This is a genomic window from Haloactinomyces albus, from assembly GCF_031458135.1.
GTDB classification, from domain to species: domain Bacteria; phylum Actinomycetota; class Actinomycetes; order Mycobacteriales; family Pseudonocardiaceae; genus Haloactinomyces; species Haloactinomyces albus.
The window spans coordinates 1966476-1980451 of sequence record NZ_JAVDXW010000001.1 but is presented as its reverse complement, the minus strand read 5'-3'; the positions used below and the strand labels follow the sequence as shown (position 1 = coordinate 1980451).

Here is a 13976-nt window from a genome sequence, read left to right as displayed (position 1 = left end):
CGTCGGCTCCGGATGGCATGGGCGCCCGGATTCGCCACGGGCGCCGCCACCGGTGGAGGAACGACACAGTGACCAGCGCAACCGGGCCGAGCGGGTCGGGAGACGAGTCCCGGCTCATTCACGGTGCCAACGAAAAACCCGCATTCGATCACGACCGCGCCGAGGCCGCGATCCGAGAGCTCCTGTGCGCAGCGGGGGAGGACCCCGATCGGGAGGGCTTGCGGGAAACACCTTCCCGTGTCGCTCGCGCCTATCAGGAACTGTTCGCGGGGCTGTACATCGATCCGGATGAAGTTCTCGACCGCACCTTCGACGAAGCCCATGAAGAGCTCGTCCTGGTCCGGGACATTCCGGTGTACAGCCAGTGTGAACATCATCTTCTTCCGTTCCACGGAACGGCGCATGTGGGCTACATCCCGAACGAGCACGGACGGGTGACCGGGCTTTCCAAGCTTGCCCGGTTGGCGGATCTTTACGCCAAGCGTCCGCAGGTGCAGGAACGGCTCACCTCGCAGATCGCCGATGCACTGGTGCGCAAACTCGAACCGCGAGGTGTCATCGTGGTGGTCGAGGCCGAGCATCTGTGCATGGGTATGCGCGGGGTGCGCAAGGCGGGTTCGACGACCACGACCTCGGCAGTGCGGGGCATCTTCCGGTCGTCGGCGTCGTCCAGGTCCGAGGCCTTGGCATTGATTCGAGACGGTCGTTGATCCGGGACAAGTGATGAGTGCTGCTTTGCCGATGCCGGACCGCTGTGCGGTCATGGGCGTGCTGAACGTGACCCCCAACTCGTTCTCCGATGGTGGTCGCTACCTGGATCACCAGGATGCCGTGGCACACGGCGTCGAGATGCACGCACGGGGTGCGGACCTGATCGACGTCGGTGGTGAGTCCACCCGTCCCGGATCCGAGCGCGTGGCAGCCACCACGGAGATCGAGCGGGTCCTGCCGGTGGTCACCGAGCTGGTCGCAGCAGGTGTCCCGGTGAGTGTGGATACCACCAGGGCCAAGGTCGCGGAGGCGACGGCACAGGCGGGGGCGACCGCGATCAACGACGTCTCCGGCGGACTGGCCGATCCCGATATGGCACGCGTCGCCGCCGAGAGCGGGCTGCCGCTGATGCTGATGCACTGGCGCGGCCACAGCCGTGACATGAACTCGCTCGCCGTCTACGACGACGTTGTCACCGAGGTGCGCGACGAGTTGCTGCGTCAGGTGGATGCGGCGCTGGCGGCAGGGGTGTCCGAATCGGCGATCGTCCTGGATCCCGGCCTGGGGTTCGCCAAAACCGCCGAGCACGACTGGGCGTTGCTGCATCGGCTCGATCTGTTCATCGACCTGGGTTTCCCGGTGCTGGTCGGGGCGTCCCGGAAACGTTTCCTCGGTCGTGTCCTCGCCGATTCCGACGGTGAGCCACGCCCGGCCTCCGGCAGGGACACGGCGACAGCGGTCGTCTCGGCGCTCGCGGCGGAGCGTGGTGCCTGGGGGGTCCGGGTGCACGATGTCCAGGGCTCGTTGGACGCGACGGCTGTCACGGCGGCATGGTGCAACGGTGGGGGTTTCGTTGGCTGACCGGATCACCGTGACCGGCCTGCGGGTGCGTGGCAATCACGGGGTGTACGAGTCGGAGAAGCGCGACGGTCAGGAGTTCCTGGTCGACATCACGGTGTGGGCGGACCTCGGCGGGGCGGCTTCCAGTGACGATGTCGATCGGACACTGCACTACGGTGTGCTCGCCGAACGCGCTGCGGCCGTTGTCGCGGGACCGTCGCGGGACCTGATCGAAACGGTTGCCGCCGAGATCGCCGACGACATCATGACCGAGCATCAGGCGCATGCCGTCGAGGTCACCATGCACAAGCCGTCGGCGCCGATCCCGTTGACCTTCGATGACGTGGCCGTGACCATCCGCCGTTCCCGGCGGGGAAGTCGTGGCGGAGAGACCGTGCCCGCATGAGCAAGGCGGTGTTGTCGCTGGGTTCGAATCTCGGCGACCGGCTGTCGTACCTGCGGCTGGCGGTGGAGGGCCTGGCCGATGTGCTGACCGCGGCCTCCCCGGTGTACGAGACGGCTGCCTGGGGCGTGACCGATCAGCCGGATTTCCTCAACGCGGTCGTGCTCGCCGAGTCCGATGAGATGAACGAGTGGGATTGGCTGCATCGTGCTCAGGCCTTGGAGCGCGAAGCCGAGCGCAGGCGCGAGCAGCGCTGGGGACCGCGTACTCTCGATGTCGACGTGGTCGCCGTGGACGCCGTCCACAGCGACCACCCCGATCTGCTGCTGCCGCATCCGGGCACACCGAGCCGTGCCACGGTGCTGATCCCGTGGGTGGCCGTCGATCCGGCTGCCGAGCTGCCCGGGCACGGCCCGGTGACCGCGCTACTCGGTGCTCTGCTCGGTGACGACGAGCACGTCGGTACCGGGGTGGACCCCGGATCGAGCGAGGTCGCCCCGGGCATCCACCGCCGAGACGATCTCACCCTGCGGTAGAGCGATTTTTGCAGTTTCGCGCGAAACTGCATTTTTGTGGCTCTGTCACTGTCACTGCGCCGATGCCCGCAGGGCGTCGACGAGCCACGCCGTGTCGTCGACGGAGAGCATTCCCCGACGCGGCCAGCCGTTGATCGTGCCCAGCAGCTCCCAGTAGCGGGTCAGCCGCGGGTCGTGCTGCTCGAACTCGATGGCGAGCGCTTCCCTGAATCGTGCGTCGTCCTCGGTGGCCCGAGCTTGGGCGATCGTGCCCGCGAACTGGTCGATCAGCGCGCGGGCCCGATCCGAGTCGGGTGCCGTCCCGGACTTCCGCGTCTCGACGATCTCGTCCAGCACGTCCAGTCCTCCCTCGGCGCGATCTTGGGAGGTGTCGGGTCCCTCTCCGGTGTCGCGCAGCCGCGCCTGCTCGGCGTTCAGATCACGCACCAGCCTGCGGAAATCGGAGTCCTGGACGAGCTCGGCGAGTTCGATCCAGGCTTCGACCTGTTCCGCCGACGGGTCCTCGGGCAGGTTCGGCTTTGCCGAGCGCATCCAGGCCACGAACTCGGGATTGACGTTCAGCCCCTCGGTCGTGGAATCCCAGAACTCGTCGATGAGCCGGTTGCGCTCTTCGTCGGACATCTGTGCGAGTTTGTGCATGAGTCCCATCTCCTCGGTCGTGCTGTCCTGTTTCACGACCGCCCGCAGCACGGCGCGCCGGGTCCGCAGGAGACTCATCCGTTCCTCGATCAGCGACAGATGCGCATCGGCCAGTTGCCGAAGTGAGGTCTCCTTGGCCAGAACACGCTCGATGTCCGCGAGTCCGGCGCCGAGCTCTCGCAGGGTACGAACGAGTTCGAGCCGAGCCACCGTCTCCACGGAGTAAAGCCGGTAGCCGGAGTGCGTGCGGTCGGTGGGCGGCACCACGCCGCTGTCGGAATAGAACCGGATGGTCTTGACCGTCAGCCCTGTTCGGCGTGCCAGCTCCCCGATCGTGTAGAGCCTGTTCGGGTACGGTTCGGTGTCGTCCACGGGATTCACTCTGGGCCCTCCAGCCGCTGGAGACTCAAGCCCGATTCTCGTGTGGTGCGCGCCGAGGTGCCCGGCCGGTTCGATGTGGGCGAGTGGGACCCTGAAGACCGTGACAGCAGTGTCCGGCACGGAGGGCAGATGACGTATACGAAGTCCCGGCATCTCGTGATTGCCGGGCTGATCGCGGCGGTGCTGGTCTATTTCGCGGTGCGTGTCGGCTATGGGGACCTGCCCAGACTTCCTCTCCTGGCGGGCGCGACCTTGCTGGTGATCGCCGTGGTGGATGCCATCCTCGCGCTGGTCCTGCGGCCGAGAATCCAGCGCAGACAGGGCACGGAACCGGTGGACCCGATGACCGCGACACGGGCGGTGGCACTGGCGAAGGCGTCGTCGATGGCCGGTGCGATCATGTGCGGTGTGTGGTTGGGGCTGCTGGCCTACCTGTTGCCGATGTTCTCGGATGTCCAAGCGGCGCGATCAGACACGGGGACAGCCATTGTCGGAATGGTCAGTGCCGGGGCACTGATTGCCGCGGGATTGTGGCTGGAGTTCTGCTTGCGTAATCCGGATGAGCCGGAGGAACAGGACGAGGAGAACGAATAGAGCGCGCTCGTGATGCCGCTCGATGGTGGGTGGCAATTGTGGCTGATTGTGGCCGATTTTTCACCGAGCGAATTTATCGAAACCCTCCGGATGGAGTAGTGGTCCTCCTGTCGGGGGAGGGCGCTTATGTCATTCGTCGATCAGGGCGGGTACTGTCCGCCTCCCGGCATATTTCGGATCGATAAACCGGGTACCGTGTGCGCCATGTCCGACCCGAACGGCTCCGAGTCCGCATCCCGTGGTGGTCGCGCGACGGTGCTGTGGGGTGGTGTGCTCGTGCCCGCCCTGGCTGCCACAGCGGTCCTGATGCTCGGGGACAGCGCACGGCTACTGAGGCTGGGGCTGGTGGCCGCCCTGTGGGCGGCACTGATCGCAGCGCTGGCTGTGGTGCGCCTGCGCAACCGTGTCGCGGAGGATGACGAGCGTGCGGCCGACCAGCAGCGCCTCTACGAGTTGGAACTCGAACGGGAGGTCGCGGCACGCAGGGAGTTCGAGCTCGAGGCCGAGAACGAGGCGCGGCGCCGGGTCACCGAGGAGTCCGACTCCGATGTGGAGTCGTTGCGTGCCGAGTTGCGCCATCTCCGCGAGACGCTGGAGACACTGGTCGGCGGAGATGTGCTGTACGAGCGAGTGGCGCTGCGTGCGGAGTCCACCCGGGTTCGGCAGTTGGCAGATCCGGACTCGTCCGGGTACTCGGAGTCGCGAGGACACTCGGGGATGCTCCAGCAGCCACATCCCCGGATGCCGCATCCCCAGCAGCCGTCATCACCTCAGCAGCCACCCCAGCAGCCGTCATCACCCCAGCAGCTGCCTCCACAGTCATCGCATTCCCATCAGCCCGGGGGGCAGCCACATCCGCAGGTGGCACACCCCCGGCCCGAAGGTTCACGTCGCCCCGGTCCCGTACCGGTGCAGAACGACCCGGCGCGGGATTCCTCTCCCGCTGCCGCGGTTCAGGGGCACATCGTGAATCCGACCCCTCCGCACGGGTCGCAGCCGCCCCAGCCGGAAGGCACCCCGGAAGAACCGTCGCAAGGCCCCTCGGAGGGGGGAGCCACAAGGCCGAGCACACCGCTTCCGGCTCAGCCCACTCCGGGAGCGGATCGGGAACATCCGTCTTTCCCCGGCGTTACACCGCTCGTGCCCCCGGAGAACCCTTCCCGGCAGGGGGAGCAGCGGACCGACCAGCAAGCGGACGTGCCGGCCGCGAGTCGGCAAGCACAGGAGTCCGCCGACTCCGAGGAGGCATCGCGGACCACGAACGGTGCGCATGCCGAGGGCACCTCGGTTGTCGACTTGCTGGCCGCCTACGGCTCCGGTGGTGATGCCGGGCGTCGTCGCCGCCGCAGCGGTTGAATCTCCGCGCGGAGATGTCGGACCGGCTGATGTGTGGCGGTCGATACTGCGTTTAGGGTTCCTCCGTGTCCAATCCTGATCTTTCGGGTGCGCGCAGGCTCCAGTCCTACAAGCATCATGCCGTGGGCTGGCCCGTTGCGATCCTGATCGTGCTCGGCATCTGCGGCCTGAGCATGCTCGGCATCGCCACTGCACGGGTCGGTTACCTGGCGGTCGTGGTGGGTGCGACCGCGGCGCTGTTGCCGGTCGGGGCGGTCTTCGCCGCCATCGTGTGGATCGATCGGTGGGAACCGGAGCCTCCGCGGCTGTTGCTCGGTGCCTTCCTGTGGGGAGCCGGTGGCGCTACGGCGTGCGCGTTGCTGCTCAACGACGCCATGACCGGCTTCGGGCGTTTCCTGTTCAACGGGGATGCCAAGACGTTCTTCGCACTGGTCGTGACGGCACCGTTGGTCGAGGAGGCCGCCAAGGCACTGTTCGTGGTGGCATTGTGGTTCCGGCGCCGTTCGGAGTTCAACGGTGCCGTCGACGGGATCGTGTACGCGGCGCTGACTGCGGCGGGGTTCGCGTTCATCGAGAACATCTTCTACTTCGGCAAGGCCTTCGCGCAGGCCGGTGTGGGCAGCATCGGTGGCGGTGTGATCGCGGTTTTCATCATGCGCGGAATCCTCGCCCCGTTCTCGCATCCGCTGTTCGGTTCGATGGTGGGGATCGGTATCGGGCTGGCGGCGGGTACTCGGCTTCGCGGGATGCGTCTCGTGTGGCCCGTGCTCGGCTACCTGCTCGCCGTCGTGCTGCATGCGGCGTGGAACGGGGCGACGCTGCTGGGCGGTGTGGGATTCCTCAACATCTACTTTCTGATCATGGTGCCGATCTTCGTGGGCACCGGTTGGTTGGTGATCTGGCAGCGCAAGCGAGAGCAGCGCATCGTCGCACAGCAGTTGCCCGCGCTGCATCGGGCTGGGCTGATCGTGTCCAGTGAGGTGGACATGCTCGCGAGCCTGTCCGAGCGGCGTGGCTGGCAGCGCACGGTACGCCGCAGCGCAGGCCACGAAGCCGCCAAGGCGGTGCGTGACTACCAGATTGCCGTGACCGAGCTGGCGTTTCTGCAGCATCGCGCCGAGCAGGGCCGTACGACCAGCGCCGTGCGTCGGGCACGTCGGGAGAAGCTGATCGAGGATCTCAAGTCGGCGCGTCGTTCGGCGGCAGGCTCGCAGCATGCGTTCGAAACCGCGCGTATCAAGCTGGGCGAGCTGACCCGGATGACTCCGAGTCGGCCGCCCGGGAATCAGCCGCCCGGGAATCGGCCGTCGGGTCGGTGATCGGACGCCCGCGACCCGATTTCGTGTCGGGTACCACCGGTTGCCGGGCGGTTTTTCGGTGCGCACATCGCGGTGCCCGTGGGCGTGGCCCGGTCTTCGAGGATTCGTGGCGTGGTCCTCGCCACCTGAGGACCACCTGCGGGGGACATTCCGGTTACTCTCGCGCCGCTGTCCGGTACCCGCGGGAGATGGGACCGGAACGGTTGGGAGGACGACGTGGACGTGTCTTCTGGGTTTACGGAGCCACGGGGCCGGAATGGGCCCGAGGATGGTGAGACGTGGCGAGGCGAGAGGCCTCGGCTGCGTGTCGGTGTCGTCTCGGCGGGACGAGTCGGTGCCGTCCTGGGGGCCGCATTGCGGCGCGCCGGTCACCACGTCATGGCGGTGGCCGCGGTATCACAGGCATCGGTGAGACGTGCGGAAGAGCTGCTGCCGGGTGTCGCGGTGTGCCCGCCCGACGAGGTGGTGCGGCAGGCGGACCTGGTGCTGTTGGCGGTACCGGACGATGTGCTGGACGGCATGGTGCGTGGACTGGTCGCCACGGAATCCCTGCGCGCCGGACAGATCGTGTTGCACACCTCCGGTGCGCATGGTGTCGAGGTGCTCGCTCCCGCCGCTGAAGTCGGTGCTCTGCCCGTTGCGCTGCACCCGGCCATGACGTTCACCGGCCGTGGTGAGGACATCGAGCGCCTGGCGAGCTCCTGTGTGGCGGTGACCGCGCCCGAACACGACGAGGCGGCGTGGAACGTCGCCGAAGTGCTGGCTCTGGAGCTCGGCGCCGAACCGGTCCGGGTCCCCGAGCAGGCTCGTAAGTTGTATCACGCCGCACTCACCCACGGGGCCAATCACCTCATTACGCTGGTCAACGAGTGTGCACAACTGCTGCGTGATGCCGGGGTCGAAGCAGCCGATCGAGTGATGGCACCGCTCCTGTCGGCATCATTGGACAACGCCTTGCGTTATGGCGACCGTGCGATCACAGGTCCGGTTTCGCGGGGCGATGCCGGAACCGTCCGTACGCATCTCGCAGTGTTGGAGGATGCGGACCCCGAGGTCGTGCCCGGATATGTCGAGCTGGCGAAGCGGACCGCCGAGCGCTCCGTCCGATCCGGCATACTGCGCGCCGGCGACGCCGCCGAGGTGCGCGACGTACTCGACGAGGAGCAACCATGACACCGACCACCTCGGACAGCGTCGGCGCCGGGCCCGGTTACACCCCGGGGACCGTGACCGTGCATCGCCACCCCGCGGAACTGGCGAAGGTCACTCGGGCCCTGCGCAGCACCGGCCGTACGATCACGCTGGTGCCCACGATGGGGGCCTTGCACCAGGGGCATCGTGAGCTGATCCGCCGCGCTCGCCGCGTGCCCGGCAGCGTGACCGTGGTATCGATCTTCGTCAATCCACTGCAGTTCGGGCCGGGCGAGGACTTCGAGCGTTACCCCCGCCCGTTCGACGCCGATGTCGAGGTCTGCCGTGAGGAAGGGGTCGAGCTGGTCCTCGCGCCGGAACGCGAGGATGTTTACGGCACCGATCCGCGGATCACCGTCGATCCCGGATCGCTGGCCCACCAGCTCGAGGGTGCCAGCAGGCCGGGGCACTTCGCGGGGGTGCTCACCATCGTGGCGAAGCTGTTCAACATCGTCGGCCCCGACCTGGCGCTGTTCGGGGAGAAGGATTACCAGCAGCTCGCGCTGGTGCGTCGGATGTCGCGGGAGCTGAACTTCGGCGTGGCCGTTCAGGGCATTCCGCTGATCCGCGAATCGGATGGTCTCGCGCTGTCGTCCCGCAACGCCTACCTCACCGGTGAACAGCGGGAGGCGGCCTTGAGCCTGTCTGCGGCACTCGCGGCAGGGGTGCATGCCGCGGCAGCGGGGCCGGAGGCGGTGCTGGCCGCCGCGCGCGAGGTTCTCGACAGCGAGCCACTCGTCCGGGTGGATTACCTGGAGTTGCGCGATATCGAGCTCGGCCCGGCACCCGCGGAGGGGGAGGCCCGCCTGCTGATCGCCGCGATGGTGGGCGAGACCAGGTTGATCGACAATGCGCTGGTGCCGCTCGGTGATTCCGCGGATGCTCCCCCGGTGGAGCCGCCGCCCTCTCCGCCGGAGACGCCATGAGCATGCGGGCGCGGATGTGCTTGCCCGGCCGGTGCGCAGGAGGACCGGCCGACCGTGCGGTGTGTCCGTGCCGCACACACTTCCACCGCCTTGGTGGATCACTCCCAGGGAGTCGAGAGGAAGTCTGCGATGTTCCGCACAATGCTGAAGTCCAAGATCCATCGCGCCACGGTGACCGAGGCGGACCTGCACTACGTCGGGTCGGTCACGGTGGATTCCGCTCTGATGGAGGCAGCGGATCTCCTGGACGGTGAACAGGTCACGATCGTGGACGTGACCAACGGAACACGGTTGGAAACGTATGTCATCACCGGGGAGCGAGACTCCGGGGTGATCGGCATCAACGGTGCGGCCGCGCATCTGGTGCATCCGGGTGACCTGGTGATTCTGATCTCCTACGGGGTGATGGATGAACTGGAGGCGCGCTCGCTGCGCCCGCGGGTGCTGTTCGTCGATGCCGACAACCGCATCGTCGAGCAGGGGCAGGATCCGGGGCATGCGCCGGCGGGCTCGGGGCTGGCGAGTACGGCGGTCTCGGTGACCTCCGCGGTCGGTGAGACCGCACCGGCCGAAACCGATGACGCCGCGAAGCTCGACGCTCTGCTGCAGCACCCCGAGGTGTGAGGGGGCGGAGATGACGCCGTGGGAAATGCGGTTTCGCGCGAAACCGCATTTCCCACGGCGCGGCCTACTCGTGTCAGGGACGACAGGAAGGAAGGGACGACGGTGCTGCTCGCCATCGACGTCGGCAACACCAACATCGTGCTCGGTCTCTACGATGATGCCGCAGGCGATACGGCAGGTCCGGGATCGGATGCCGGTGCAGCGCGCCGCCCCAAGGCCGAGGCTCCGCTGGTCCGGAACTGGCGGATGCGAACCGAGCCGCGGATGACCGCCGATGAGCTCGCGTTCACCATGCGGGGATTGCTCGGCGAGTATGCGGACAAGATCACCGGTATTGCGGCGTTGTCCACGGTTCCCGCACTGCTGCGCGAGTTGCGCGTGATGCTGGGCAGGTACTGGAGCGATGTGCCGCGTGTGGTCGTCGAACCGGGCGTGCGCACGGGTGTTCCGCTGATGGTGGACAACCCCAAGGAAGTCGGCGCCGACCGGGTGATCAACACCCTGGCCGCTCACCACCTGCACGCCTGCAACTGTGTCGTGGTGGATTTCGGCACTTCCACCAACATCGATGCGATCTCCGCGAAGGGAGAGTTCCTGGGCGGTGCTTTCGCGCCCGGCATCGAGATCTCGCTGGACGCTCTCGCTTCCCGTGCCGCGCAGTTGCGCAAGGTCGAGTTGGCCCGGCCGCGTTCGGTGATCGGCAAGAACACCGTCGAATGCCTGCAGTCGGGCATTCTCTACGGCTTCGTCGGGCAGGTGGATGGTTTGGTGCGACGTATCGTGGCGGACCTGGAGGAGACGCACGGTGGTCCGACCACGGTTCTGGCCACGGGAGGGCTGGCACCGCTGATCGTCACCGAGTCGCAGATGATTTCGCACCATGTTCCCGAATTGACTCTGCTCGGGCTGCGCCTGGTCTTCGACCGTAACTTCGGCTGAGGTTCCCGCGGCCGCGGAACAAACCGGTACTGGACCCGTGGAGCCTGTGCGACGCGGTGAGAAGACGATCCGTACCCTGGACAATCGTGAATGACCAGGATCGATCCACCCCTGTTGGCGGCACCGAGGACCTTCCCGAACAGCTGCGGGTGCGTCGGGAGAAACGGGAGCGGCTGCTGGCCGAGGGAGCCGACCCGTACCCCGTGGCCCTGCCGATCACGCATTCTCTCGCCGAGGTGCGCACCGCTCACCCGGACCTGCCCGCCGATACCGGCACCGGTGATCGCGTCGGTGTGGCCGGGCGCGTGATGTTCCTGCGCAATACCGGCAAGCTCTGCTTCGCCACGCTGCGCGGCGGCGATGGTACCGAACTCCAGGCGATGCTGAGCCGCAATGAGGTCGGCGAGGAACTCCTCGCCGCGTGGAAGGCGGACGTCGATCTCGGCGACCACGTCTTCGTGCAGGGTGAGGTCATCACCTCGCGCCGGGGAGAGCTGTCGGTGATGGCCGACGAGTGGCGCATGGCGGCCAAGGCGCTTCGTCCGCTGCCGGTGACGCACAAGGACCTCGCCGAGGAGACGCGAGTACGGCAACGCTATGTCGATCTGATCGTGCGTGAGCAGGCGGCGGATACGGTGCGTACCCGTGCGGGCACCTTGCGAGCGCTGCGGGACTCCTTCCATCGGCGGAATTACATCGAGGTGGAGACCCCCATGCTGCAGACACTGCAGGGGGGAGCCGCAGCACGCCCGTTCGTGACTCATTCCCACGCGTTCGACATGGACCTCTTCCTGCGGATCGCGCCGGAGCTCTATCTCAAGCGTTGCGTGGTCGGCGGGATCGAGAAGGTTTTTGAGATCAATCGCAACTTCCGCAACGAGGGCAGTGATTCTTCCCACTCTCCCGAGTTTGCGATGCTCGAGTTTTACGAGGCTTACTCGGATTACAACTCGATGGCCGAACTCACTCGTGCGCTGATCCAGGAAGCCGCGGAGTCCTTGTTCGGAACTCAGGTGGTCACCTGGGCCGACGGTACCGACTACGATCTGTCCGGCCAGTGGTCGACACTGACGATGTACGGCTCGTTGTCGGAGGCGCTGGGTTCCGAGATCACGCCGGAAACGACGGTGGAAACTCTGCGCAAGCACGCCGAGGATGCCGGTTTGTCCCAGCTCGATCCCGCTTTCGGGCACGGCAAACTGGTCGAGGAACTGTGGGAGTACCTCGTCGGCAACCACCTCTACGCTCCGACGTTCGTGCGGGACTTTCCGGTGGAGACGGCACCGTTGACTCGGCAGCACCGCACCCGGCCCGGACTGGCGGAGAAATGGGACCTCTACATCCGGGGTTTCGAACTCGCCACCGGCTACTCCGAACTGGTCGATCCGGTCGTGGAACGCGCTCGGCTGGAGGAACAGGCCCGACAGGCCGCTGCCGGTGATGCCGAGGCGATGCCGGTGGACGAGGACTTTCTGCGCGCTCTCGAGTACGGAATGCCGCCGTGCGGTGGAGTGGGGATGGGAATCGATCGCTTGTTGATGGCGTTGACCGGTCTCGGTATCCGCGAAACGATCCTGTTCCCACTGGTGCGTCCGGAATGACCGCACTCGGTGGGTGAGATGTCCGCATAGTCGATGTCGAGGTCGGGAACTCGGGAACAAAGTACGTGGTATAGGCACAGGAGAACTCGCTTCTGCCGAGCGGCGGCGGCGTGTTTTCTCCCCGGTGAGTGCGCAAAGGACGATACTGCGCTAGCCTGACCGAGAGAATGGTTCGGTGACGGGTTATTCACCTTCTCGGGTGCGGTCCGTCTCGGGTGCTGCCCACTCCTGGTTGAAGCAGACCTCGGCTCGACGTCGGCCTTGGGTGAGGCCCGTTCACCGTCCTGCTATGAGAATAATCCGGAAGGACTTCGAAGATGGCGCAGAAGGTCACGGTCACCCTTGTCGATGACTTGGATGGGGGACAGGCCGATGAAACCGTCGAGTTCGCGTTGGACGGCGTGTCGTACCAGATCGACCTTTCCAACGAGAATGCGACCGAGTTGCGCGACGCGATGAGCGGTTTCCTGTCCAGTGCTCGCCGCGCGGGCGGCCGCAAGAAGCCGGGGCCGCGTGCCGGTTCTTCGCGTGCTGCTTCTTCCAGCGGCCCGACGAGTGCGGACCGCGAGCAGAATCAGGCTATCCGGGAATGGGCGCGGAAGCGGGGTCTGAAGGTCTCCGACCGTGGTCGCATCCCGGCCGACATCGTCGAGCAGTACCACAAGGCGCACTGATGCCGGCCCGGAGATGATGCCCGCATCAGGGATGGGGAGATCGTCGTCCTCGACGAAATCGTCCCTCGGCAGTACGGTTCGGTCTCCGTCGAGCTGCGGCGATGTATCCCTGCGATTCCCACGACCTCCGGTAGTGCCTCCTCGCGCAAGGTGCGCTCGAGGGGAAACCCCGAAGCGCACCTTGCCACACTGTCTTACCGTGCCGGATCGACGCCGAACGTGGCGGCGAGGTCGTCCAGGATCACGTGGGCACCGTGCAGTCCCACCGAGGTCATCCACGTGAGATCGCTGACCGTGTGCTTCTCGCCGCTGAGCTTGCTCCAGAGCGGATTCGACTGGAAGGCGCGCTTGGTCTCGGCGGCATCACCGGCCTTGTCCGGGTAGACGGTGATGAAGATGTGCTCGGCGTCCAGTTCCAGGATCCTTTCCTGGCTCAGGTTCACCGCGATGCCATCACCGGTGGGTTGTCCCTTCGGCCGGGCCAGGCCGGTGTCGCTCTGCACGATTCCGGGGAACGACTTCTTCGTGTAGAGCCGCACGGTGGGTTCACCGGCGAATCGGACGATCGACATCGTCGGGTTGTGGCCGACAGCGTCGCGGATGTTGTCGCCGACGGTTTTCGCCCGCTTCTCGTACGCAGCGAGCGTCTTTTCGGCGAGCTCCTGTTTTCCGAGTGCCTTGCCGGTCAGGCGCAGGTTCTGCTTCCACGTACCGCCGGTGGTTTGGCTGAACACCGTGGGTGCGATTTCGGAGAGCTGTTCATAGAGCTGCTCGTGGCGCACTTTCGCCGACAGGATCAGATCCGGCTTGAGCTGGACGATCTTCTCCAGGTTCGGGTTGGACAGGGTGCCGACCCATTCCGCCTTCGCCCCGTACGTCTTTCGGTCCTTGCCGAGGTATTTCGGGAGTTCCTTGCGTCCACCGAAGGTCGCGTATCCCACGACCTGCTCCTCCAGTGCCATGACGGCGCTGGTGAACGTGGCATCCAGCGTGACGACGCGCGTGGGCTCGCCGGTGATTTCGGTGGTGCCCATCGCGTGCTCGACCACACGCGTGTCACCGCCGGACTGCGCCTGCTCCTGCGTACCGCATGCCGTGACTCCCAGTGTGGCGAGTCCGCATGCGGCTCCGAGAGCCACCACGCGGGTGGCCGCCCGTGTCAGTCGTCCGAATGTGGACATTCACGTCCTCCCTGTTTCCGACCGGTCTTAGGTTGGCCTAACCTAGGTGGGGCTAACCTAA

Annotated in this window: 15 protein-coding genes; 13 read left to right on the top strand and 2 right to left on the bottom strand. The window is 66.3% G+C overall.

Annotated features, from left to right (window positions below; genetic code table 11):
- The first annotated feature begins 116 nt into the window (after positions 1–116).
- Genes folE through folK form a run of 4 tightly spaced genes read left to right on the top strand, consistent with a single transcriptional unit; the run spans position 117 to position 2490 of the window.
- A complete protein-coding gene (gene folE, locus JOF55_RS09300; RefSeq protein WP_310278325.1) occupies positions 117–710 on the top strand; it encodes a GTP cyclohydrolase I FolE in 594 nt (197 codons plus the stop codon).
- A gap of 13 nt (positions 711–723) precedes the next feature.
- The gene (gene folP, locus JOF55_RS09295; protein ID WP_310272563.1) at positions 724–1572 is read left to right on the top strand and encodes a dihydropteroate synthase; all 849 of its coding nucleotides are present in this window, start codon (positions 724–726) and stop codon (positions 1570–1572) included.
- Complete coding sequence (gene folB, locus JOF55_RS09290) at positions 1565–1957, top strand: dihydroneopterin aldolase (RefSeq protein ID WP_310272560.1); 393 nt, start codon at positions 1565–1567, stop codon at positions 1955–1957. The genes folP and folB overlap by 8 nt, the downstream gene beginning before the upstream one ends.
- Positions 1954–2490: a 2-amino-4-hydroxy-6-hydroxymethyldihydropteridine diphosphokinase gene (gene folK, locus JOF55_RS09285; RefSeq protein WP_310272558.1), complete on the top strand. Its 537-nt coding sequence runs from the start codon at positions 1954–1956 to the stop codon at positions 2488–2490. The genes folB and folK overlap by 4 nt, the downstream gene beginning before the upstream one ends.
- Before the next feature lie 51 nt (positions 2491–2541).
- On the opposite strand, the gene JOF55_RS09280 is transcribed toward folK, so the two are convergent.
- A complete protein-coding gene (locus JOF55_RS09280; protein WP_310272556.1) occupies positions 2542–3501 on the bottom strand; it encodes a helix-turn-helix domain-containing protein in 960 nt (319 codons plus the stop codon).
- A gap of 138 nt (positions 3502–3639) precedes the next feature.
- Here JOF55_RS09280 and JOF55_RS09275 point away from each other — a divergent pair, with 138 nt between their 5' ends.
- The 9 genes from JOF55_RS09275 to JOF55_RS09235 all read left to right on the top strand — a co-directional run bounded on the left by JOF55_RS09275 (position 3640) and on the right by JOF55_RS09235 (position 12734).
- Positions 3640–4104 (top strand): DUF3180 domain-containing protein, encoded by a 465-nt coding sequence (locus JOF55_RS09275; protein ID WP_310272554.1) that lies wholly within the window; start codon positions 3640–3642, stop codon positions 4102–4104.
- A 204-nt stretch (positions 4105–4308) separates the two neighbouring features.
- Positions 4309–5460 (top strand): DUF6779 domain-containing protein, encoded by a 1152-nt coding sequence (locus JOF55_RS09270; protein ID WP_310272552.1) that lies wholly within the window; start codon positions 4309–4311, stop codon positions 5458–5460.
- A gap of 65 nt (positions 5461–5525) precedes the next feature.
- Positions 5526–6779 carry a PrsW family intramembrane metalloprotease gene (locus JOF55_RS09265; protein WP_310272549.1) on the top strand — a complete coding sequence of 418 codons (1254 nt, stop codon included), beginning with the start codon at positions 5526–5528 and terminating at the stop codon, positions 6777–6779.
- Positions 6780–7079: 300 nt separating this feature from the next.
- Positions 7080–7952, top strand: coding sequence for a Rossmann-like and DUF2520 domain-containing protein (locus tag JOF55_RS09260; RefSeq protein WP_310278323.1), 873 nt, complete (start codon positions 7080–7082; stop codon positions 7950–7952).
- Complete coding sequence (gene panC, locus JOF55_RS09255; RefSeq protein WP_310272547.1) at positions 7949–8896, top strand: pantoate--beta-alanine ligase; 948 nt, start codon at positions 7949–7951, stop codon at positions 8894–8896. Before JOF55_RS09260 ends, panC begins: the two co-directional genes overlap by 4 nt.
- A gap of 129 nt (positions 8897–9025) precedes the next feature.
- Positions 9026–9520, top strand: coding sequence for an aspartate 1-decarboxylase (gene panD, locus JOF55_RS09250; protein ID WP_310272545.1), 495 nt, complete (start codon positions 9026–9028; stop codon positions 9518–9520).
- Positions 9521–9622: 102 nt separating this feature from the next.
- The gene (locus JOF55_RS09245; protein ID WP_310272543.1) at positions 9623–10459 is read left to right on the top strand and encodes a type III pantothenate kinase; all 837 of its coding nucleotides are present in this window, start codon (positions 9623–9625) and stop codon (positions 10457–10459) included.
- Between the two features lie 86 nt (positions 10460–10545).
- On the top strand, positions 10546–12060 hold the full coding sequence (gene lysS, locus JOF55_RS09240; protein WP_310272541.1) for a lysine--tRNA ligase: 1515 nt from the start codon (positions 10546–10548) through the stop codon (positions 12058–12060).
- 317 nt (positions 12061–12377) lie between these two features.
- The gene (locus tag JOF55_RS09235; RefSeq protein ID WP_310272538.1) at positions 12378–12734 is read left to right on the top strand and encodes a histone-like nucleoid-structuring protein Lsr2; all 357 of its coding nucleotides are present in this window, start codon (positions 12378–12380) and stop codon (positions 12732–12734) included.
- A 194-nt stretch (positions 12735–12928) separates the two neighbouring features.
- Here JOF55_RS09235 and JOF55_RS09230 read toward each other — a convergent pair whose 3' ends face one another.
- A complete protein-coding gene (locus tag JOF55_RS09230; protein WP_310272536.1) occupies positions 12929–13915 on the bottom strand; it encodes an ABC transporter substrate-binding protein in 987 nt (328 codons plus the stop codon).
- Positions 13916–13976 lie beyond the last annotated feature (61 nt).

Coding starts and splice junctions, on each gene's coding strand:
- JOF55_RS09235 (WP_310272538.1), top strand. CDS start 12,378: ATGGCGCAGAAGGTCACGGTCACCCTTGTCGATGACTTGGATGGGGGA.
- folP (WP_310272563.1), top strand. CDS start 724: ATGAGTGCTGCTTTGCCGATGCCGGACCGCTGTGCGGTCATGGGCGTG.
- JOF55_RS09230 (WP_310272536.1), bottom strand. CDS start 13,915: ATGTCCACATTCGGACGACTGACACGGGCGGCCACCCGCGTGGTGGCT.
- folK (WP_310272558.1), top strand. CDS start 1,954: ATGAGCAAGGCGGTGTTGTCGCTGGGTTCGAATCTCGGCGACCGGCTG.
- JOF55_RS09275 (WP_310272554.1), top strand. CDS start 3,640: ATGACGTATACGAAGTCCCGGCATCTCGTGATTGCCGGGCTGATCGCG.
- panD (WP_310272545.1), top strand. CDS start 9,026: ATGTTCCGCACAATGCTGAAGTCCAAGATCCATCGCGCCACGGTGACC.
- panC (WP_310272547.1), top strand. CDS start 7,949: ATGACACCGACCACCTCGGACAGCGTCGGCGCCGGGCCCGGTTACACC.
- JOF55_RS09270 (WP_310272552.1), top strand. CDS start 4,309: ATGTCCGACCCGAACGGCTCCGAGTCCGCATCCCGTGGTGGTCGCGCG.